This window comes from Sphingomonas benefaciens (genome assembly GCF_052907485.1).
This window is the reverse complement of record NZ_JBREIC010000001.1, coordinates 451,075-469,323: the sequence shown is the minus strand read 5'-3', so window position 1 is coordinate 469,323 and position 18,249 is coordinate 451,075. Positions and strand designations below refer to the sequence as shown.

Below are 18,249 nucleotides of genomic sequence, written 5' to 3'. Positions count from 1 at the left end.
CCTTTTGGCGAAGCAGGCGTGGAAATCCAAGCGCGATGTGGCTAGGTCGCCGCCATGAGCACCGAAGCCGAACCGAATGCGCCCTATACCTATGCCGATGCCGGAGTGTCGATCGCCGCGGGCAATGCGCTGGTCCGCGCCATCGGCCCCCTCGCCCGATCGACGCGGCGACCGGGCGCCGATGCCGACCTGGGCGGCTTCGGCGGCTTCTTCGACCTCAAGGCGGCGGGCTTTACCGATCCCCTGCTGGTCGCCGCCAACGACGGGGTCGGCACCAAGCTGAAGCTGGCAATCGAATCGGGCCGGCACGAGGGTGTCGGCATCGACCTGGTCGCCATGTGCGCCAACGATCTGATCGTCCAGGGCGCCGAGCCGTTGTTCTTCCTGGATTATTACGCGACCGGCAAGCTCGACAACGGCATCGCCGAGCGGGTCGTCGCGTCGATCGCAGAGGGCTGCCGTCAGGCTGGCTGCGCGCTGATCGGCGGCGAGACGGCCGAGATGCCGGGCATGTACGCCGATGGCGACTATGACCTCGCCGGTTTCTGCGTCGGCGCGGTCGAGCGCGACCGGGTGCTGACCGGCCGGACCATCGCCGCCGGCGACGTCGTACTCGGCCTCGCATCGACCGGTGTCCATTCCAACGGCTATTCGCTGGTTCGCCGACTCGCCGCGGACAAGGGATGGCGGCTCGACCGACCGGCGCTGTTCGATTCGGACCGGCTGCTGATCGACGCGCTGATGGCACCGACGCGTATCTATGTCGCCAGCCTGCTGCCGCTGGTGCGCGAAGGCCGGATCAAGGGTCTGGCGCATATCACCGGCGGCGGTCTGCTCGAGAACATCCCGCGCGTGCTGCCCGAGGGTGCGCATGCGGTGATCGACGCCGGTGCCTGGGAACAGCCGCGGCTGATGGCCTTTCTGCAGGCGCAGGGCGGCATCGAGCCGGAGGAGATGGCGCGCACCTTCAATTGCGGGATCGGCATGGCGGTGGTCGTCGCCGCCGAAGCGGCCGACGACGTCGCCGCGGCGCTGCGCGCGGCGGGGGAGACGGTCCATAGGATCGGCCGGATCGAGGCGGGGCCGCGCGGGTGCACGGTCCGCGGTCCGGCGGAGAGCTGGTCGGCGCGGGCCGACTGGACCGCGACGCACAACCACGGCTGAACGGCGATGAAACGCGTCGGCATCCTGATCTCCGGGCGGGGATCGAACATGATGGCGCTGGTCGAGGCGGGGATCGATGTCGCGCTGGTCGCCTCCGACAAACCGGACGCGGCCGGCCTGGCCTGGGCGCGGGAACGTGGCCTCGCCGCCTTCGCCCTGTCGCCGAAGGGCATCGGCAAACCGGCCTATGAGGCGGCGATCGACGCCGCGCTCCGAGAGGCGGGCGTCGAGGTGATCGCGCTGGCCGGCTATATGCGTCTGCTGTCGAACGATTTCGTCGCCAGGTGGCGCGGCCGGATCGTGAACATCCACCCGTCTCTTCTGCCCAAATACAAGGGCTTGGACACGCACGCGCGGGCAATCGCGGCGGGCGATGCGGTCGCCGGCTGTTCGGTTCATATCGTCACCGAGGAACTGGATGCCGGTGAAGTGCTTGGACAGGCTGAGGTGCCGGTGCTGCCCGGTGACACGCCCGACGCGCTCGCTGCGCGGGTGCTGGACGCCGAGCACCGCCTGTACCCGCAGGTGCTGAAGGAGTTCGCCAGCCGATGACCAGTCCCCTCGACCGTATCCGCGCGATCGCGCTCGTCCTGCCCGACAGCGAAGAGCGGGAAAGCCATGGCCAGCCCACCTTCTTCGTCGCGGGCAAGCCGTTCGCGCAATTCCGTGACGACCATCACGGCGACGGCCGCACCGCCGTGGGCGTGCGGACGAGTGGACCAGACGAGCAGGCGAAGCTGATTGCGTCGGCGCCGGACACCTATGCCACGCCGTCCAGTCTCGGCACCGAACATTGGGTCGCCATCGATCTGTCGGCCGAAGCGGACTGGACGCTGGTCGAGGATCGGATCGCGCGCAGCTGGGAATTGAGCGCGCCGGCCGCGTTGCTGGAGGCCGGCGGGCGATGACGGAGACGGCGGATCAAGCCCGCACCCGCCGGCGCTGGATCACGCTGGCCGAGGTCGTCGCGGTCGCGGGCGTCGTGATCGCGGCGCTGACGCTCTATCTCAACGTCTCGGACCGGCGCGCCGACCAGGCGGAACGCGCCGCCACGGCGCAGAAAGACGCGGCGGTTCAGGCGCGCGTCGAGCTGACCGGCACCGTCGATGGCGACACCATCACGCTCAAGGATCCGCGCCACGACATCACCGACACGACGATCCTGTTTCCCAAGGCGCTGGGCGTCGGCAAGCAGGCGCCGGTCGAGCCGGAGATCGACGCGTCGATGTTCAACCGGGCATTGCTCAAGCTCACCGATGGCGGCCCCGATGCGCGCACGGGCAGGCTGCCGGTGCTGATCACGACCCGCTATTGGGATGGCGATGCGACGCGCAGCGCACGCGGCCTGTACGACATCGTCTGGCGGACCCACGGCCGCCGGTTGTTCGGACGGGCGCTGACACTGGAAGGATTCCGCCTGCGCCAGACCGGGGGCGACGCCGCGGCGCTGGAGCGTGCCTGGGACGCGGCCAAGCCCCGCTGATCAGCCGCGTCGTTTCAGCATGGCGGTTCGCAGGCATTGGCAGACGGTCTCGTCACGCTGGTTGAGCATGACGTGGCGAAACGTGACCAAACCGGCATCCGGGCGGCTCTTGCTGTCGCGCAGTTCGACCACCTCCGTCTCGGCGCGCAACGTGTCGCCGAGGAAGACCGGCTTTGGCATCTCCAATTTGTCATAGCCGAGATTGGCGACCAGCGTGCCTAGCGTCGTATCCGTCACCGACAGGCCGACCATCAGCGCAAAGGTGAAGGTGCCGTTGACCAGGATCTGGCCAAATTCCGAGGCTCGCGCCGCCTCCGCATCGAGGTGCAGCGGCTGCGGATTGTGCGTCATCGTCGAAAAAAGCAGATTGTCGGTTTCCGTCACGGTCCGGCGGATATCGTGCACGACCCGGTCGCCGACCGTCCACTCGTCATAGCAGCGACCCGCCATCACGAATCCCTTTCGATGCGGACGAGCATGGTCCCCTCGGTCACCTGCCCGCCTGCCGTTGCGGCCAGCGCAGCGACCGTGCCGTCGAAGGGCGCGGTCAGGCTGTGTTCCATCTTCATCGCCTCCAGCGTCACCAGTTTCTGGCCGGCGGTGACCCGGGCGCCCTCGGTGACATCGACCGCAATGATGCGGCCCGGCATCGGCGCGAGGATCGCGCCATCCGCCGCGCCGCCGCCCGCGGTCGCCGTCGCGCGCCACGGCATGACCTGCCAGGTCTGGCCGCCTTCGGTGATCAGCAGGCGCGACAGGCCGGGCGTACCGGTGACGGTCGCGCGAACGAAATCGACCTCGACCGGCTCGCCGCCGACATCGAGGCGGGCGATCCGGCGCGACGGGGCATTGAGCCGGAAGCCGCCAATGGCCCCGGCCGCATCGCCGGCAAGCGCGGCGGCGGCATCGACCAACGCTTCCTCGCTCGGCAGCGCCGGCGGCAGCAGGGCGTCGCCCTCGCGCGCGATCAACCCGGTGTCGACATGGCCGGATACGAAATCAGGATGGTCGAGCGCCTCGACCAGGAAACCGGCGTTGGTGCGCAGCGGCCAGATCACCGCTTCGTCCAGCGCATCGGCCAGCGTCTCTCGCGCCTCGTCGCGTGTCTCGCCGTGCGCGATCAGCTTGGCGATCATGGGGTCGTAAAAGGGCGTGATCGTAGCCCCCTGCTCCACCCCGGTGTCGACCCGCACACCCGTCTCGTCCGGATCGCCCAGGTCGAACGCATCGAGCCGGCCGATCGACGGCAGGAAGCCCTTGGCCGGGTCTTCCGCATATAGCCGCGCCTCGATCGCATGGCCGTGAATGGCGAGCTGATCCTGGCGCAGCGGCAGCGGCTCGCCGCTCGCGACGCGTAGCTGCCACTCGACCAGATCCTGGCCGGTGATCGCCTCGGTGACGGGATGCTCGACTTGGAGCCGCGTGTTCATCTCCATGAACCAGATCCGGTCGGCGTGCAGGCCATCGCTGGCATCGGCGATGAATTCGATCGTGCCGGCGCCGACATAGTCGACCGCCTGCGCCGCGCGCACCGCCGCATCGCAGACTGCGGCGCGCGTCGCCGCGTCCATACCCGGCGCGGGCGCCTCTTCAATCACCTTCTGGTGGCGGCGCTGCAGCGAACAGTCGCGCTCGAACAGATGGACGACGTTACCACGCGTGTCGCCGAACACCTGCACCTCGATATGGCGGGGCGACAGGATGTATTTCTCGATCAGTACGCGATCGTCGCCGAACGAGGAGGCCGCCTCGCGGCGGCAGCTGGCGAGCGCGTCGGCGAAGTCGGCGGCATCGTCAACGCGGCGCATGCCCTTGCCGCCGCCGCCCGCCACCGCCTTGATCAGCACGGGATAGCCGATCGCAGCGGCCTGCGCCTGCAGATGGTCGGGACGCTGGTCCTCGCCCTGGTAGCCAGGGGTGACGGGCACGCCGGCGGCGATCATCCGCGTCTTGGCTGCGTCCTTCAGCCCCATCGCGCGGATGCTGGCGGGGGGCGCCCCGACCCAGACGAGGCCGGCGGCGATCACCGCCTCGGCGAAATCGGCATTCTCGCTGAGGAAGCCGTAGCCGGGGTGGATCGCCTGTGCGCCGCTATCCCGGGCCGCGGCGATGATCCGTTCGCCGACGAGATAGCTCTCGCGCGCCGCGGCGGGGCCGATATGCACCGCCTCGTCCGCCTCACCGACGTGCAGCGCGTCGGCATCGGCATCGGAATAGACGGCAACGGTGCGGATGCCGAGCCGCCGCGCGGTGCGGATGATGCGGCAGGCGATCTCGCCGCGGTTGGCGATCAGCAACGATTCGATCATGCCGGGCATCCGGTGGTGCGCTGCGTCCAGGTGACGTTGAGGACGCGCCAGCGACCGTCCTCGCGGACCAAGTCGAAATGGTCGGTGCCGCAATGATGCACCTTGCCGTCGATGGTGAAGACGTAGGGGCTCCACACCATGGCGATGTCGCCGTCGACCTCGACTGCGGGATCGGTCAGCCGTTCCTGATAGCGTTCCGGGCCGGGCTTCACGCCGGCGGCAAATTCCGCCCAACTGGTGTGGCGGACCTCGCGGCGGCCGTCGGGCCGCTCGGCGACGACGGTGGCACCGCCATCGGGACGGACCTGTGCCAGGATCGCCGCGCCGTCGCGCGCAGCGAGGCCGCGGAACATGGCGTCGATCGGCGCCATCACGTTCGCCGCATCGGCGTCGGCATAGGGCAGCGGATTGGCGGGCGGCAGCTTGTCCGACGCCTGAACCTGAAGCGCGAGCAGGAGAGCGAGGATCATCGGGGTCACATCCGGAACACGCCGAAGCGCGGCGCTTCGGCTATGGGAGCAGCGAGACAGGCGTCGAGCGCGAGGCCGAGCACGTCACGGGTCTGGACCGGATCGATGATGCCATCGTCCCACAGTCGCGCGGTGGCATGCCAGGGGTTGCCTTCATCCTCGTAGCGGGCGCGGATCGGCGCCTTGAAGGCATCGGCCTGTTCCGGCGTCCACCGCTCCGCGTCACGATGGACGGTGGCGAGCACGCTCGCCGCCTGTTCGCCGCCCATCACGCTGATCCGGCTGTTGGGCCAGGTGAACAGGAAGCGTGGGCCATAGGCGCGCCCGCACATGCCGTAGTTGCCGGCGCCGAAGCTGCCGCCGATCAGGATGGTGATCTTGGGCACGCTGGCGGTGGCGACGGCGGTGACCAGCTTGGCGCCATGCTTGGCGATGCCTTCCGCCTCGTAGCGGCCGCCGACCATGAAGCCACTGATGTTCTGCAGGAAAAGCAACGGCACGCGGCGTTGACAGGCGAGCTCGATGAAATGCGCGCCCTTTTGCGCGCTTTCGCTGAACAGCACGCCGTTGTTGGCGAGGATCGCGACCGGCATGCCGTGGATATGGGCAAAGCCGCAGACCAAGGACGCGCCGTAGAGCGACTTGAACTCATGGAATTCCGAGCCGTCGACCAGCCGGGCGATGACCTCGTGCACGTCATAGGGCGCGCGCACGTCTTGCGGAATCAGGCCATAGAGGTCCTCGGCCGGATGCAGCGGATCGCGTGGCGCGACCCTATTGACCGCGGCGGGCTGAGCGGGCGGCAGGGTCGCGACGATGTCGCGGACGATGGTCAGCGCATGGTCGTCATTCTCGGCGACGTGATCGACGACGCCGGAGCGGCGGCCGTGCGTGTCGGCGCCGCCCAGCTCCTCGGCGCTGATCACCTCGCCCGTCGCGGCCTTGACCAGCGGCGGACCGGCGAGGAAGATCGTGCCGGCGCCGGCGACGATCACCGTCTCGTCGGACATCGCCGGGACATAGGCGCCGCCGGCGGTACAGCTGCCCATCACGCAGGCGATCTGCGGGATGCCGAGCGCCGACATATTCGCCTGGTTGAAGAAGATGCGGCCGAAATGGTCGCGGTCGGGAAACACCTCCGCCTGATGCGGCAGATTGGCGCCGCCGCTGTCGACCAGGTAGATGCAGGGCAGCCGATTCTCCTGCGCGATCTCCTGCGCGCGCAGATGCTTCTTGACGGTCAGCGGATAGTAGGTGCCGCCCTTCACCGTCGCGTCGTTGCAGACGATCATCACCTGCCGGCCCGAGACGCGGCCGATGCCGGCGATCATGCCCGCGCCGGGCACCTCCCCGTCGTACAGGTCGTAGGCGGCGAGCTGGCCGATCTCCAGGAAAGGACTGCCGGGATCGAGCAGCCGTTCGACCCGGTCGCGGGGCAGCAATTTGCCGCGACCGGTGTGCCGCTCGCGCGCCGCGTCGCTGCCGCCGCGTGCCGCCCGAGCGACGTCGGCCCGCAGCCGTTCCGCCAGGGCACGATTATGCGCAGCAAGCGCCGGATCGATGGCGGCGGTGGTCGGGATGACCGGGGCGTTCATGTCGCCGTCCTCACTGCGCCACCTTGGGGGCGGCGCCGATCAATTCGCGGCCGATCAGCATGCGGCGGATCTCGTTGGTCCCCGCCCCGATGTCGAGCAGCTTGGCGTCGCGCATGAAGCGTTCGACCGGCCAGTCCTTGGTATAGCCCGCACCGCCCAGCGCCTGGATCGCCTCCAGCGCCACCTTTACCGCATTCTCGCTCGCCAGCAGAATCGCGCCGGCCGCGTCGAAGCGGGTCGTCTTGCCCGCGTCGCAGCTCTTCGCCACCGCGTACACATAAGCACGCGCCGAATTGAGCGCGACATACATGTCGGCGACCTTCGCCTGCATCAGCTGGAACTGGCCGATCGGGTGGCCGAACTGCTTTCGCTCGCGGACATAGGGAATGACGACGTCGAGGCAGGCCTGCATGATGCCGAGCTGGATCGCGGCAAGCACCGCCCGCTCATAATCGAGGCCGCTCATCAGCACCCCGACCCCGCCGTTCAGCGGGCCCATGACGTTCTCGCGCGGTACCTCGCACTCGTCGAACACCAGCTCCGCGGTCGGCGAGCCGCGCATGCCCATCTTGTCGATCTTCTGCCCGATCGAGAAGCCGGGCATGTCCTTCTCGATCAGGAAGGCGGTGATGCCGCGGCTGCCTTCGCCCGTCTTGGCATAGACGACGAGCGTGTCCGCATAGGCCGCGTTGGTGATCCAGAATTTCGTCCCGTCGAGCACGTAGCCGCGATCCGTTTCGCGCGCGCGCAGCTTCATCGACACGACGTCGGAGCCGGCGTTCGCCTCTGACATCGCCAGGCTGCCGACATGCTCGCCGGAGATCAGCTTGGGCAGATATTTGGCCTTCTGCTCCGGATTGGCCCAGCGGCGGATCTGATTGACGCACAGGTTCGAATGCGCGCCATAGCTGAGCCCGATCGAGCCCGAGGCGCGCGAAACCTCCTCCACCGCGACGACATGTTCGAGATAGCCGAGGCCAAGACCCCCGTCGGCCTCCTCGACGGTGATGCCGTGCAGGCCCAGTCCCCCCATGGCGGGCCACAGCTCGTCACGCGGGAACCAGTCGTCGGCGTCGATCTTCGCCGCCAGCGGTGCGATCCGGTCGGTCGCGAAGCGCCGGGTGCTGTCGCGGATCATCTCCGCCGCCTCGCCGAGCGCGAAATCAAAATCGGGGGTCACAGCCGCCACCTCTCCACATATCGTTGCAAATGCGACTAGCAGGCCGGCGTCAGCGATCAACCCTGGATGCTTGCGGCCGAGGCGCGCAGTGAATACCGGTTCGCCCGTCACCGATCGGAGCCATTGCCCATGAAGACCCGCGCCGCCGTCGCGTTCGAGGCCAAACAGCCGCTGGAGATCGTCGAACTCGACCTCGAAGGCCCCAAGGCCGGCGAGGTGCTGGTCGAGATCATGGCGACCGGCATCTGCCACACCGACGCCTATACGCTCGACGGCCTCGACAGCGAGGGCCTGTTCCCGAGCGTGCTCGGTCACGAAGGCTGCGGCATCGTCCGCGAGGTCGGCGCCGGGGTGACCAGCGTCGTGCCGGGCGATCACGTCATCCCGCTCTACACGCCCGAATGCCGCCAGTGTAAATCGTGCCTCAGCCAGAAGACCAATCTCTGCACCGCGATCCGCGCGACCCAGGGCAAGGGATTGATGCCGGACGGCACCACCCGCTTCAGCTACAAGGGCCAGCCGATCTTTCACTATATGGGCTGCTCGACCTTCTCGAACTTCACCGTGCTGCCCGAGATCGCGGTCGCGAAGATCCGCGACGACGCGCCGTTCGACACCAGCTGCTACATCGGCTGCGGCGTGACCACCGGAGTGGGCGCAGTGGTCAACACCGCCAAGGTCGAGCCCGGTGCGACGGTGATCGTCTTCGGCCTGGGTGGCATCGGCCTCAACGTCATCCAGGGCGCGAAGCTGGCCGGCGCGCTGCGCATCATCGGCGTCGACATCAATCCGGATCGCGAGGAATGGGGGCGCCGCTTCGGCATGACCGACTTCGTCAATCCCCGCGACATCGGAGACATCGTGCCGCGTCTGATCGCGATGACCGACGGCGGTGGCGATTACACGTTCGACTGCACCGGCAACACCGTGGTGATGCGCCAGGCGCTGGAGAGCGCGCATCGCGGCTGGGGCGAATCGATCATCATCGGCGTCGCCGAGGCGGGCAAGGAGATCGCGACGCGGCCGTTCCAGCTCGTCACCGGCCGGACGTGGAAGGGCACGGCCTTCGGCGGCGCGCGCGGGCGCACCGATACGCCAAAGATCGTCGACTGGTATATGAACGGGCTGATCGAGATTGACCCGATGATCACCCACCGGCTGAGTCTGGACGAGATCAACACCGGCTTCGACCTGATGCATGCGGGCGAGAGCATCCGCAGCGTCGTCATCTACTGAGGAGAACGGACATGTTCAGCCACGTCATGGTCGGTGCCAACGACATCGCGGCATCGCAGGCCTTCTACGATGCCGCCCTCACCGCGATCGGCATTCCCTCGGGACGTCGCGATCCAAAAGGACGCGTGGCCTATATGCATGGCGGCAGCTTCTTCATGCTCACCACGCCGATCGACGGGGCACCGGCGTGCCACGCCAACGGCGGGACGATCGGCTTCCGCGCCGCAGATCCGGAAGCGATCGACGCCTGGCACGAGGCGGGCGTGGCGCATGGCGGTACCCCGTGCGAGGATCCGCCAGGCTGGCGCGACAGTCCGTTCGGCCGGCTATATCTCGCCTATCTGCGCGATCCGTCGGGCAACAAGGTCTGCGCCATGCACCGGCCAGCCGCATGACGATGGGCCTGGGTGTGGAGACGGTATCAACGGCCAAGGCGCATGGGGGGACGCAGGGTGTCTACCGTCATACCAGCGCGGCGACAGGTACCGCGATGACCTTGTCGGTCTTCGTGCCCGATCACGCGCCGGGCGCGACGCTGCCGGTCGTCTGGTATCTGTCCGGGCTGACCTGCACCCACGCCAACGTCACCGACAAGGGCGAGTATCGGCGTGCCTGCGCCGAGCTGGGTCTGATCTTCGTCGCACCGGACACCAGCCCGCGTGGTGAGGGCGTCGCAGACGATCCTGATGGTGCCTATGACTTTGGCCTCGGCGCCGGCTTCTACGTCGATGCCACCGCAGCGCCTTTCGCGCCGCATTATCGCATGTGGAGCTATGTCACCGAGGAACTGCCCGCGCTGATCGGTGCGGAATTCCCGGCAGACCTTACGCGTCAGTCGATCCTCGGCCATTCGATGGGCGGTCACGGCGCACTGACGATCGGTCTGACCTTTCCGGAGCGGTTCCGTGCGGTATCGGCCTTCGCCCCGATTGTCGCGCCATCGCAAGTGCCTTGGGGCAGGAAGGCGCTAGCTGGGTATCTTGGCGACGAACAGGCTGCCTGGCGGCCTCATGACGCAATTGCGTTGATCGAGGACGGCGCCCGGATTTCGGAGCTGCTTGTCGATCAGGGCGATGCCGACCAGTTCCTGGCCGAGCAATTGCGCCCCGACCTGCTGGCCGATGCGTGCCGGCGCGCGGGGATCGATTGCACGCTGCGCATCCAGCCGGGCTACGACCACAGCTATCTCTTCGTATCGACCTTCATGGCCGATCACCTGCGCTGGCACGCGGCGCGTTTGCATACCGGGTCTTAACCGCGCATTGATACGGCTGCGACGGTCGAGAATCGGGAGACCTCGTGTGACGATCAAAGCATGCCTGTTCCTGCTCGCGGCGAGCGTGCCTGCCGCCGCATACGCGGCCGATGCCCCCTATTACGGTCCGATGAAGAAGATCGACGGATGGTGGGGCCTCGGGATGAAGGTGGGCTACGACGTCCGCCTTCAAAAAGACGGCAGCTGGCGGGTCGATGCAGTGATGCGCCGCGGGGATGCCCTGTCCGTCGCCATGTACCGCGCGGCCGAAATGGCCCGCGCGGGCGGCCATGACTACGTGCAATTCCTCGGCGGCAGCGCAAGCCGCGGCGGCGGCACCGAGGCCGCCACCGTTATTGCTCGGCCAAGCGACGTCTCGGCGCCGCCGAGCGAATGCGCGGGACGCCGACGGGACGCCTGCTACACCGCCGCTGCGGCGGAGGTGATGCGCATTTTGAGCGGCCCGGACGGTAGTCAGCCGGGCGTCGCCATCGTCGACCATGTCGACCGCTTCGGCCGCTCGGTATTCCTTAGCGGCTTCGGCATTGGCAAAGTGGACCCCGGCAGCGCCCGCGTTGCGGCCGCACCGCTTGCACCGCCCGCACCGACGCCGCAGCCGCCGATGCATATGCCGGTCTCGGCGCGACTGCCAGACGCGCAGGACCGGTTCAAGCAGGCGCTCAAGGAACAGCAGTCGGTTCGAGGGCGCGACCCCCGCCAGGGCTGGACGATCAGCGACTAAAGATCGCGGGCGTAGACACGATCGTCGCACGCGGTTGCGCCGACGGTGAACGCGCGTTCGGTCACCACGGCGAATCCCTGACGCTCGTAGAAGGCACGGGCGCGGCTGTTGCCGGCAAAGACACCGAGCAGCATCCGGCGCGCACCACGCGCCCGCGCATCGGCGATCGCCTGCGCCATCAGCATCGCACCTAAGCCGGTGCCGCGGGTGGCGGACAAGGTATAGATGCGGCGCAGCTCGATGTCGCCGGCGCGCGTCTCCCCCACATCTTCGGGCGGAGTCAGCAAAGTGTAGCCGACAGGTGCGAGGCCGGCAGGATGCTCGGCCAGCGTCAGCACGAACGTCGGGTCAGCGGCCCAGGCGGCGAACCGCGCGACGCTGCTCTTGGCGGCAAGATGCGCGAGGATATCGGGACCGGCGAGCACGCCCGCGAAAGTCTCTAGGAAACTGGCCTGCGCGACCAGCGCGACCGCGGGTGCATCGTCGACCGACGCACGCCGCAGCCGCCAGTCGGTCATCAGCCGACGATCTCTTCGGGCTTGAAGAAATAGGCAATCTCGATCTCGGCATTCTCGTCCGAGTCCGAGCCATGGACGGTGTTCGCCTCGATCGACTCGGCCAGTTCCTTGCGGATCGTGCCGGGCTCTGCGTTCGCCGGGTTGGTCGCGCCCATGATGTCGCGGTTACGCTGCATGGCGTTCTCGCCCTCGAGCACCTGCACGACCACCGGACCCGAGATCATGAACTCGACCAGGTCGTTGAAGAAGGGCCGCTCCTTGTGGACCGCGTAGAAGCCCTCGGCCTGCTCGCGGGTCATGTGGATGCGCTTGGACGCGACGACGCGCAGGCCGGCATCCTCCAACATCTTGGTGACCGCACCGGTCAGGTTGCGGCGGGTGGCGTCGGGCTTGATAATCGAAAAGGTCCGGTTCGCGGCCATGATGGTCACGGAGCTCCTGTGCTTGGGCTGTCGGTGGAAAGTGGCGCCGCCCTAGTCGCCGCGCCCCCACTTGGCAACACGGCTCAGGCGGCCTGTTCCCAGCGGCCGCTATCGGACTGTTTCCAATAGCGACGTTCGACCCCATCGGCATCGCCGAGCGCGCGCCACGCCGCCCGCGCCGCGCCGATCTGGTCCTCGCCGAAGATGTGGAAGGCGCGGTCGAAGCCGAGTGCCTCGTCACGCCAGCGTCCGTCGACAATCGCGATGTGACGCGCACCGTTGCCCGCCTCCGCCTCCGCCGCAATCAGTACCGGCTGGGCGGCATCGTCGCCCGATCCCGCCCGCGCATGGGGGAGGAAACTGTCCGCCTGATAGGTCCACAGCAGCCGGTCGAGGTGCGCGCGCTGGTCCTCGCTTTGCGCGACGATCAGCAGCCGCGCGCCGCTCGTCACGACCTTGTCGGCGATCTGCGGCAGCACCCGGTCGATGGGTGCCGCCGTCAGATGGTAGAAGTCGACCTGCATCAGCGCTCGAAATGCGCGGCGACGAAGCGGTCGAGCAGCTTGACGCCATAGCCGGTGGCGCCCTTGTCGTGCGTGGCGCCGGGCTTGTCGGACCAGACCATGCCGGCGATGTCGAGGTGCGCCCATTTCACCCCCTGATCGACGAAGCGCTTGATGAACTGCGCTGCGGTGATCGAGCCAGCGCCGCGCGGCCCGATGTTCTTCATGTCCGCGATCGGGCTGTCGAGCAGCTTGTCATAAGCGTCGGACATCGGAAAGCGCCACAATTTGTCGCCCGTCTCGGTCCCTGCGGCGAGCAGCTGATCGGCAAGCGCGTCGTCGTTGGCGAACAGGCCGCCATATTCGTTGCCCAGGCTGACGATCATCGCGCCGGTCAGCGTCGCGAGATCGACGATCGTCGCAGGCTGGAACGTCGCCTGCGTCCAGGTGATCGCATCGGCGAGCACCAGCCGTCCTTCCGCATCGGTGTTGAGCACCTCTATCGTCTGGCCCGACATCGACGTCACGACGTCACCCGGACGCTGCGCATTGCCGTCGGGCATGTTCTCGACCAGGCCCATGACGCCGACGACGTTCGCCTTCGCCTTGCGCGCAGCCAGCGTCTTCATCGCGCCGGCGACGGCACCGGCGCCGCCCATGTCCCACTTCATGTCCTCCATCCCGGGCCCGGGCTTGAGCGAGATGCCGCCGGTGTCGAAGGTCACGCCCTTGCCGACGAAGGCGAGCGTCGGTGCACCGTCGCCGCCGCCGTTCCACTTCAGCGCGAGCATCCGCGCCTCGCGCACCGAACCCTGGCTGACGCCGAGCAGCGACCCCATGCCGAGCTCGCGCATCTGCGCCTCGTCGAGCACGACGATCTCCAGGCCGAGGCCGTCTACCGACTCCCTGACGTGGTCGACGAAGGTCTCGGGATAGAGGATGTTGGGCGGCAGCGTCACCAAAGTGCGGGTCAGTTCGAGACCGGCGGTGGTCGCCGCCTCGGCCTGCCAAGCTTCCTCGACGCCGGTTGCGGCGCCGGCGATCGTCAGCACCTGCAGCGTCGGCTTCTGCTTGTCGGTCAGCTTGGTGCGATAGATATCGTACCGCCAGCCGCGCTGCGCGGCGGCCGCGGCGAGGCGGGCGATCGCAGCCGGTTCGGCGCCTGTAGCCGAGACGTCGACGGCGAGTTCGGTTGCACCGGACGTGAGCAGCTTGCCGGTCAGCGCGCCGCCGGCCTTGGCCCAGTCGGCCGGCTTGCCTTCGCCGACGCCGACGATCAGCCACTGACGGACGCCGCCGTCCTGCGCCGCGAACAGTTCGACCACTGCCCCTGCCTCGCCATCGAAGCGCGCCGCGCGCGTCGCCGCCGCGACCAGTGCCGGATCGACGCCGGCGAGCGCCGGTGTGCCCGCCCCCTTGGCGACTGGTACCGCGACGAGGGTCGCGGCAAGGGAGAGAGCCGGAGCGAAGCGAACGTCCATGCGATCCTATTCCTGCATCATAGCGTTGAGGCCATGATCTAGGACTCGGCGACGCCAAGCACAACGATTGCAGCGTCGCGCGGGTGATGCGATAGGCGGCGGTCATGCGGCATCGATCAGGGCGGTGCCGGGGTCGCCAAAGGGGTGAGTTCGAATCGTCGTGTTGCGTCTCCACCTTCTGGCCGGCTGCGTCCTGCCGCTCGCAATCCTGGCCGGGCCCGCGGCGGCGCAGGACCTCGGGGCGCGCCCGGTGGCGCCGGCGCCGAGCAGCGATTCCGCGCTCGCCGTAGCCTCCCCTGCCCCACAGGACCCGACGGCGATGCCGGCGCAGGATCAGATCCGCTTCAGCGCCGACCGGCTGGAATATGACAGCGATGCCGACGTCGTCACGGCGGTCGGCGAGGTGCGCATGTACCGTGAGACGGAACGCCTGCGCGCGGATCGGGTCGTGTGGAACCGCAAGACCGGCAAGGTCGTGGCGAACGGCAATATCGCCGTCACCAATCCACAGGGCGACACCGCTTATGGCGATTCGATCGAGCTGACCGATTCGCTCAAGGACGGCGTGGTCGACAACATGCTGATCGTGCTCAATCGCGGCGGCCGCCTCGCGGCGCAGCGCGGGACGCGCGATGCGAACGGCGTCGTCGAGCTGGACAGTGCCGCCTATACGCCCTGCGCGGTGGAAACCTCGGCGGGCTGTTCGAAGGAGCCGTCGTGGAAGATCACGGCGGTCCGCATCACCTATCGACCGGATCGCGAGCGCCTCTATTACGGCGGCGGCTCGTTCCACCTGTTCGGCCTGCCCGCGCTGCCGCTGCCGCGCTTCTCCACGCCGGTCGGCGGCGGGTCCGAAAGCGGGCTGCTGATGCCCGACGTCCAGGTCAACCAGTCGAACGGACTGGAGCTGGTCGTCCCCTATTTCTTCAAGCTCGCCCCCAACAAGGGGTTGACGCTGACGCCGCATCTCTTCTCCGGCGAGCTGCCGATGATGCAGGCGCAATATGACGCGCTCGGCCAGACGGGGGCATTCCGCCTGACCGGCTATGCGACGGAGAGCCGGCGCAGCGACGATCTGACGACGGTGAACATCACCGACACGACGCGCGCCTTCCGCGGCTATCTCGACGGCGTCGCCCGCTATCAGCTGAGCCCCGACTGGACGGCGAGCGGATCGCTGCGCGTGACCACTGACCGCACGTTCTTGCGCCGCTACGAGATTTCCCGCGACGATCGGCTGCGCACTACCGCCAGCCTGGAGCATATCGACGCGGACAGCTATTTCGCGATCACCGGCTGGTATGTGCAGACGCTACGCGTGAACGATCGACAGGGCACGCAGCCGATCGCGCTGCCCGAGATCGATTATCGGCAGCGCTTCGATCTGTTCGGCGGCAAGCTACAGCTCCAGGGCAATACGCTGGCGCTGACCCGGCCGGAGGGCCAGGACACGCAGCGCGCCTTCGTAGCCGGGCAATGGGACCTGCGCCGCCTGACCAATTGGGGCCAGGAGGTGACTCTCACCGCTTACGCCCGCGCCGATGTCTACAATACGCAGAACGTCGACAGTACCGCGGTGGCCAGCTACCGGGGGCTGGAGGGCTTTCGCGGCCGCGCGATCGGGGCGTTGGCGGTCGACGTGAAATGGCCGTTCGTCGGCGATTTCATGGGCGGTACGCAGCGTTTGACGCCGCGGTTGCAGATCGTCGCCTCGCCCAAGATCGCCAATCTCGAAGTTCCCAACGAGGATGCACGCTCGGTCGATCTCGAGGATTCGAACCTGTTCGCGCTCAACCGCTTCGCCGGCTACGACCGGTTCGAGGATTCGAGCCGGGCGACCTATGGCGCGGAATGGGCGGTCGACCTGCCCGGCGTCAGCTTCAACGCAGTGATCGGGCAGAGCTATCGCCTGTCGGAGCGGCCGACGATCCTGCCGCAGGGCACCGGCCTGTCTGACCGCTTCTCCGACATCGTCGGGCGTACCGAGTTGCGCGTCCACGACTTCGTGTCGATCACCCACCGCTATCGGCTCGACAAGGGCGATTTCGCCGTCCGCCGCAACGAGGTGGACGCCACCGTCGGGTCGCGCAGCACCTATCTGCTGGTCGGCTATTTGCGCCTCAACCGCAACATCTTTCCAAGCATCGAGGATTTGCAGGATCGCGAGGAACTGCGGGTCGGCGGTCGCATGCAATTCTCGCGCTTCTGGTCGGCGTTCGGCTCGACCGTTATCGACCTCACCGACAAGGCGGAAGACCCGCTCTCGCTGTCGGACGGATTTTCGCCCGTCCGCCACCGGCTCGGCGTGCAATATGAGGACGATTGCCTCCGCCTCGGCGTGACCTGGCGGCGGACCTATCAGGATACGGGTGACGCCCGCGGCGGCAACGCCTTCCTGTTGACGCTGGCGTTGACCAACATCGGTCGCTAAGCCGGCATTCAGCCGATCGGGGGCATCAGCACGCTGACTGCGCGCTCGCCGCGCCGCAATTTTGGGAACACGATACGACGTGACGCACGCATTTCGACCGACCGCCGTTCGACCGATCGCCCGTCTGGGCCGCGCCATGGGCTGGGCTTTGCTGGCGGCGACCGCCGGTGGCGCGGTGGCGCAGACCGTCGCGGATCAGAGCGTGCCGGAAACCAACCTCGACATTCCGCAAAATCTGCAGATCTTCGGCAAGCTCGATCCGAACATCCGTAAGCCGACCGCTGTCGTCAACGACACGGTGATCACGCAGACCGACGTCGATCAGCGGCTGGCGCTGACGCTGCTGACCAATGGTGGTGCCAAGCCGCCTGCGGATCAGCTGGATCAGATCAAGCTGCAGATCCTGCGCCAGCTGATCGATGAAACGCTGGAGGTGCAGGAAGCCAAGGCCAACAAGATCACCATCACCCCCGCGGAGATCGATCAATCGGTCGCGGGCGTCGCCAAGCGCGCGGGCCAGACACCCGAACAATTTCGCGTGACGCTGCGCAAAGCCGGCACCTCGGAGCGCTCGCTGCGTCAGGCGATCGAGGGCGAACTCGCCTGGAACCGTTACCTTCGGCGCAACGTGGAACCCTTCGTCAATGTCGGCGACGAAGAGGTGAAGGCGATCATCGATCGGATCCAGGCCGCCAAAGGCACGGAAGAATTCAACCTCCACGAAATCTACCTGAGCGCCAACGACGGTAACCGCGAACAGGTCGCCGCCAACGCCCGCCAGATTATCCAGGAATTGCAGAAGGGGCAGCAGCCCTTCGAATTCTATGCGCGCAGCTATTCCGAAGCCTCGACCAAGTCGGTCGGCGGCGATCTCGGCTGGATCCGTCTCGCCACCCTGCCCCAGCCGCTGGCCGAGGCAGCACAGTCGATGCAGGTCGGTCAGGTGGCTGGACCTATCCCGACGCCGGGCGGCTTCTCGATCCTCTATCTGACCGACAAGCGGACGATCGGCGCCGCCGATCCGCGTGACGCGCGGCTCAGCCTGAAGCAGCTGACGATCAAGTTTCCGCCGAACACGACGATGGCGCAGGCGCAGGCGCGGGCCGGCGTGTTCGCCAAGGCGCTGGAGTCGATCCAGGGCTGCGGCAGCGTCGAGAAGGTGGCGCAGAGCGTCGGCGCCGAAGTCGTCGACAACGATTCCGTGCCGGTGCGCAGCGTCCCCGACCCGCGCCTGCAACAGATCCTGCTCAGTCTTAAGGTCGGTCAGGCGACACCGCCGTTCGGCTCGCCCGAGGAAGGCGTGCGCTCGCTGGTGATCTGCGGCCGCGACGACCCGCAGCAAGGTGCGGAGCCGAGCGCCAATCAGATCCAGGGTCAGCTCGAGCAGCAGCGTGTCAATCTGCGCGCGCAGAGCAAATTGCGCGACCTCCGCCGCGATGCGGTGATCGAGTATCGCTGAC

19 protein-coding genes are annotated in these 18,249 nt (G+C 67.6%); 10 read left to right on the top strand and 9 right to left on the bottom strand.

All coding sequences use genetic code 11. The features are described 5' to 3' along the window. The first annotated feature begins 54 nt into the window (after positions 1-54). Genes purM through ACU5AX_RS02235 form a run of 4 tightly spaced genes read left to right on the top strand, consistent with a single transcriptional unit; the run spans position 55 to position 2,647 of the window. A complete protein-coding gene (purM, locus tag ACU5AX_RS02250; protein ID WP_446689491.1) occupies positions 55-1,164 on the top strand; it encodes a phosphoribosylformylglycinamidine cyclo-ligase in 1,110 nt (369 codons plus the stop codon). 6 nt (positions 1,165-1,170) lie between these two features. Further along, positions 1,171-1,716, top strand: a complete 546-nt coding sequence (gene purN / locus ACU5AX_RS02245) for a phosphoribosylglycinamide formyltransferase (RefSeq protein ID WP_446689490.1) — start codon at positions 1,171-1,173, stop codon at positions 1,714-1,716. Beyond that, the gene (locus ACU5AX_RS02240; protein WP_446689489.1) at positions 1,713-2,072 is read left to right on the top strand and encodes an MmcQ/YjbR family DNA-binding protein; all 360 of its coding nucleotides are present in this window, start codon (positions 1,713-1,715) and stop codon (positions 2,070-2,072) included. Before purN ends, ACU5AX_RS02240 begins: the two co-directional genes overlap by 4 nt. Continuing rightward, a complete protein-coding gene (locus ACU5AX_RS02235) occupies positions 2,069-2,647 on the top strand; it encodes a hypothetical protein (protein ID WP_446689488.1) in 579 nt (192 codons plus the stop codon). Before ACU5AX_RS02240 ends, ACU5AX_RS02235 begins: the two co-directional genes overlap by 4 nt. On the opposite strand, the gene ACU5AX_RS02230 is transcribed toward ACU5AX_RS02235, so the two are convergent. Genes ACU5AX_RS02230 through ACU5AX_RS02210 form a run of 5 tightly spaced genes read right to left on the bottom strand, consistent with a single transcriptional unit; the run spans position 2,648 to position 8,159 of the window. Then, the gene (locus tag ACU5AX_RS02230; protein WP_446689487.1) at positions 2,648-3,097 is read right to left on the bottom strand and encodes a MaoC family dehydratase; all 450 of its coding nucleotides are present in this window, start codon (positions 3,095-3,097) and stop codon (positions 2,648-2,650) included. After that, positions 3,097-4,956 carry an acetyl/propionyl/methylcrotonyl-CoA carboxylase subunit alpha gene (locus ACU5AX_RS02225; RefSeq protein WP_446689486.1) on the bottom strand — a complete coding sequence of 620 codons (1,860 nt, stop codon included), beginning with the start codon at positions 4,954-4,956 and terminating at the stop codon, positions 3,097-3,099. Before ACU5AX_RS02225 ends, ACU5AX_RS02230 begins: the two co-directional genes overlap by 1 nt. After that, the gene (locus tag ACU5AX_RS02220) at positions 4,953-5,426 is read right to left on the bottom strand and encodes a nuclear transport factor 2 family protein (RefSeq protein WP_446689485.1); all 474 of its coding nucleotides are present in this window, start codon (positions 5,424-5,426) and stop codon (positions 4,953-4,955) included. The genes ACU5AX_RS02225 and ACU5AX_RS02220 overlap by 4 nt, the downstream gene beginning before the upstream one ends. A gap of 5 nt (positions 5,427-5,431) precedes the next feature. Next, positions 5,432-7,021 carry a carboxyl transferase domain-containing protein gene (locus ACU5AX_RS02215; RefSeq protein ID WP_446689484.1) on the bottom strand — a complete coding sequence of 530 codons (1,590 nt, stop codon included), beginning with the start codon at positions 7,019-7,021 and terminating at the stop codon, positions 5,432-5,434. A gap of 10 nt (positions 7,022-7,031) precedes the next feature. After that, the gene (locus ACU5AX_RS02210; RefSeq protein WP_446690447.1) at positions 7,032-8,159 is read right to left on the bottom strand and encodes an isovaleryl-CoA dehydrogenase; all 1,128 of its coding nucleotides are present in this window, start codon (positions 8,157-8,159) and stop codon (positions 7,032-7,034) included. Positions 8,160-8,330: 171 nt separating this feature from the next. On the opposite strand from ACU5AX_RS02210, the gene ACU5AX_RS02205 reads away from it, so the two are divergent. The 4 genes from ACU5AX_RS02205 to ACU5AX_RS02190 are packed head-to-tail and all read left to right on the top strand — an operon-like array spanning position 8,331 to position 11,434. Continuing rightward, positions 8,331-9,437, top strand: coding sequence for an S-(hydroxymethyl)glutathione dehydrogenase/class III alcohol dehydrogenase (locus ACU5AX_RS02205; RefSeq protein ID WP_446689483.1), 1,107 nt, complete (start codon positions 8,331-8,333; stop codon positions 9,435-9,437). A gap of 11 nt (positions 9,438-9,448) precedes the next feature. Beyond that, on the top strand, positions 9,449-9,832 hold the full coding sequence (locus ACU5AX_RS02200; RefSeq protein ID WP_446689482.1) for a VOC family protein: 384 nt from the start codon (positions 9,449-9,451) through the stop codon (positions 9,830-9,832). 2 nt (positions 9,833-9,834) lie between these two features. Further along, a complete protein-coding gene (fghA, locus tag ACU5AX_RS02195; RefSeq protein WP_446690446.1) occupies positions 9,835-10,692 on the top strand; it encodes an S-formylglutathione hydrolase in 858 nt (285 codons plus the stop codon). 46 nt (positions 10,693-10,738) lie between these two features. Next, entirely contained in the window at positions 10,739-11,434 is a 696-nt protein-coding gene (locus tag ACU5AX_RS02190; RefSeq protein WP_446689481.1) for a hypothetical protein, read from the top strand. Here ACU5AX_RS02190 and ACU5AX_RS02185 read toward each other — a convergent pair. The 4 genes from ACU5AX_RS02185 to ACU5AX_RS02170 form a co-directional block, all read right to left on the bottom strand. Next, positions 11,431-11,952 carry a GNAT family N-acetyltransferase gene (locus ACU5AX_RS02185; RefSeq protein ID WP_198352942.1) on the bottom strand — a complete coding sequence of 174 codons (522 nt, stop codon included), beginning with the start codon at positions 11,950-11,952 and terminating at the stop codon, positions 11,431-11,433. The two genes, ACU5AX_RS02190 and ACU5AX_RS02185, sit on opposite strands and share 4 nt — an antisense overlap. Beyond that, the gene (gene ndk / locus ACU5AX_RS02180) at positions 11,952-12,374 is read right to left on the bottom strand and encodes a nucleoside-diphosphate kinase (protein ID WP_115381414.1); all 423 of its coding nucleotides are present in this window, start codon (positions 12,372-12,374) and stop codon (positions 11,952-11,954) included. The genes ACU5AX_RS02185 and ndk overlap by 1 nt, the downstream gene beginning before the upstream one ends. An 83-nt stretch (positions 12,375-12,457) precedes the next feature. Next, positions 12,458-12,898, bottom strand: a complete 441-nt coding sequence (locus tag ACU5AX_RS02175) for a DNA polymerase III subunit chi (RefSeq protein ID WP_446689480.1) — start codon at positions 12,896-12,898, stop codon at positions 12,458-12,460. Beyond that, positions 12,898-14,358 (bottom strand): leucyl aminopeptidase, encoded by a 1,461-nt coding sequence (locus tag ACU5AX_RS02170; RefSeq protein ID WP_446689479.1) that lies wholly within the window; start codon positions 14,356-14,358, stop codon positions 12,898-12,900. The genes ACU5AX_RS02175 and ACU5AX_RS02170 overlap by 1 nt, the downstream gene beginning before the upstream one ends. Before the next feature lie 160 nt (positions 14,359-14,518). Here ACU5AX_RS02170 and ACU5AX_RS02165 point away from each other — a divergent pair, with 160 nt between their 5' ends. Next, on the top strand, positions 14,519-16,789 hold the full coding sequence (locus ACU5AX_RS02165) for an LPS-assembly protein LptD (protein WP_446689478.1): 2,271 nt from the start codon (positions 14,519-14,521) through the stop codon (positions 16,787-16,789). Between the two features lie 136 nt (positions 16,790-16,925). Beyond that, positions 16,926-18,248 carry a peptidylprolyl isomerase gene (locus ACU5AX_RS02160; RefSeq protein ID WP_446690445.1) on the top strand — a complete coding sequence of 441 codons (1,323 nt, stop codon included), beginning with the start codon at positions 16,926-16,928 and terminating at the stop codon, positions 18,246-18,248. Position 18,249 lies beyond the last annotated feature (1 nt).

Excerpts from the sequence above, each read along its gene's own strand:
- ACU5AX_RS02215 (WP_446689484.1), bottom strand. The coding sequence starts at position 7,021 with ATGAACGCCCCGGTCATCCCGACCACCGCCGCCATCGATCCGGCGCTT.
- ACU5AX_RS02230 (WP_446689487.1), bottom strand. The coding sequence starts at position 3,097 with ATGGCGGGTCGCTGCTATGACGAGTGGACGGTCGGCGACCGGGTCGTG.
- ACU5AX_RS02175 (WP_446689480.1), bottom strand. The coding sequence starts at position 12,898 with ATGCAGGTCGACTTCTACCATCTGACGGCGGCACCCATCGACCGGGTG.
- ACU5AX_RS02235 (WP_446689488.1), top strand. The coding sequence starts at position 2,069 with ATGACGGAGACGGCGGATCAAGCCCGCACCCGCCGGCGCTGGATCACG.
- ACU5AX_RS02200 (WP_446689482.1), top strand. The coding sequence starts at position 9,449 with ATGTTCAGCCACGTCATGGTCGGTGCCAACGACATCGCGGCATCGCAG.
- ndk (WP_115381414.1), bottom strand. The coding sequence starts at position 12,374 with ATGGCCGCGAACCGGACCTTTTCGATTATCAAGCCCGACGCCACCCGC.
- purN (WP_446689490.1), top strand. The coding sequence starts at position 1,171 with ATGAAACGCGTCGGCATCCTGATCTCCGGGCGGGGATCGAACATGATG.
- ACU5AX_RS02170 (WP_446689479.1), bottom strand. The coding sequence starts at position 14,358 with ATGGACGTTCGCTTCGCTCCGGCTCTCTCCCTTGCCGCGACCCTCGTC.
- fghA (WP_446690446.1), top strand. The coding sequence starts at position 9,835 with ATGGGCCTGGGTGTGGAGACGGTATCAACGGCCAAGGCGCATGGGGGG.
- ACU5AX_RS02160 (WP_446690445.1), top strand. The coding sequence starts at position 16,926 with ATGGGCTGGGCTTTGCTGGCGGCGACCGCCGGTGGCGCGGTGGCGCAG.
- ACU5AX_RS02210 (WP_446690447.1), bottom strand. The coding sequence starts at position 8,159 with ATGATCCGCGACAGCACCCGGCGCTTCGCGACCGACCGGATCGCACCG.
- ACU5AX_RS02225 (WP_446689486.1), bottom strand. The coding sequence starts at position 4,956 with ATGATCGAATCGTTGCTGATCGCCAACCGCGGCGAGATCGCCTGCCGC.
- ACU5AX_RS02220 (WP_446689485.1), bottom strand. The coding sequence starts at position 5,426 with ATGATCCTCGCTCTCCTGCTCGCGCTTCAGGTTCAGGCGTCGGACAAG.
- ACU5AX_RS02240 (WP_446689489.1), top strand. The coding sequence starts at position 1,713 with ATGACCAGTCCCCTCGACCGTATCCGCGCGATCGCGCTCGTCCTGCCC.
- purM (WP_446689491.1), top strand. The coding sequence starts at position 55 with ATGAGCACCGAAGCCGAACCGAATGCGCCCTATACCTATGCCGATGCC.
- ACU5AX_RS02205 (WP_446689483.1), top strand. The coding sequence starts at position 8,331 with ATGAAGACCCGCGCCGCCGTCGCGTTCGAGGCCAAACAGCCGCTGGAG.
- ACU5AX_RS02185 (WP_198352942.1), bottom strand. The coding sequence starts at position 11,952 with ATGACCGACTGGCGGCTGCGGCGTGCGTCGGTCGACGATGCACCCGCG.